This is a genomic window from Azospirillum sp. B506 (assembly GCF_000333595.1).
GTDB lineage: Bacteria > Pseudomonadota > Alphaproteobacteria > Azospirillales > Azospirillaceae > Azospirillum.
On the sequence record NZ_BADK01000110.1, the window covers coordinates 1 to 1,360 of the forward strand.

The window sequence follows — 1,360 nt, forward strand, 5'->3', positions numbered from 1 at the left end:
GCGGCTGGAGGTTTGGCTGCGGGAGCAGACCGGTTTCGCCGTGGTGGCCGGGCAGTGGGCGCGCTGGGACCGGCTGCTAATGCGCATCATGCCCGATGGACGGGCGGAAATGGCCGCCGGACAGGAGTGCAGGCGGCTGGAACAGGAACTTGCGGCGGCGGAATCCCAGGCCCAGGAGGTCGATATCCGGCTGGCACGGGCACGGGAACGCTGCCGCTCCGCCGAGCGGGCGCTGGAGGACCTGCGCGACGCGGCGGTACCGTCATTGGATGAAGCCCGGCAGGCACGGGCGAAGGCCGGAGAGCGACGGGACGGGCTGCTGGCTCTGCTCACCACCGGCGAGGCGCGGCAACGCCTGGAGGCGGAGCACAGGGCTGCCGAAGGGGAGCGGCTGCGTCTGCTGGAAGAGGCGGAGCGCGACGGGACCGCTGCACGGGAGCTTGCCGAAAGCCGGGCCGGGCAGCGCGCCGCGGTCGACGAGGCGGAGCGGACTCTGCAACGGTTGCTGCTGGCCCAGCGCGAGGACGTGGAAAGCCTGCGCGGAAGGCTGGTCGAAGGGGCGCCCTGCCCGGTCTGCGGATCGGCGGACCATCCCTGGGCAGGCGCCGGAGCGACGCCGCTTGGCCGGGTGACGCAGGATCAGGAAAAGCATCTTGTCGGATTGCGCGAGGCGCTGGCCGGCACGGTGGCCCGCCATGCGACATTGGAGGCGGCGGAACGGGCGGCACGCAAGACGGCCGAGGGGCTGGCGGCCCGGCAGACAGCCATCCTGCAGGAGGCCGAAGGGCTTGAGGCACGCTGGATCGCACAGGCGGCGCTCATCGGTTGGGAGGCCGAAGGCGGAACGCTCGCCGACATCAGCAGGGACGTCGAAGCGGTCGACCGCCGGCTTGCGGACATCGCGCGGGATGAGGAACGGGCGCTGGACCATCGGCGGCGTGTCGACACGGCACAGCAGGAACAGCGCCGGCTGGAAACCGCGGCCGCGGCGCTGGCAAGCGAGTACGAGACGGCCCGGGAGCGGTTGGCCGACGGCCGCCAGGCACTGGCCCTGGCGGTGGCGGCGCTGGAGCGGGCGGCGGCGGACCGGAAGGCCGCGTTGGCGGAATTGGACGAAGGCCTGGCGGAAGAGGCCGGGTGGAAGTCACGGCTGGAGCGGGAACCGGAGGGCTACCGGGCCGGCTTGGCGGTGCGGGTGACCGAATACCGGGAGAAGAGCGAGGCTTTGGCCCGGGCCACCCGCGAGATCGAGCGGGCAACCGGCGAGCGGGCGGTGCAGAGTGCCGAGCTGGAAGCGGCGCGGCGAAACGAGGAGGAGGCACAGGCTCGGGTGAGGGATCTCGCCGGACGGTTGGCGGAG

Annotated in this window: 1 pseudogene; it reads left to right on the forward strand. The window is 72.6% G+C overall.

Annotation, left to right across the window (positions count from 1 at the left end):
- Nucleotides 1-1,360: pseudogene (locus I71_RS40470) on the forward strand (exonuclease); the annotation flags it as partial.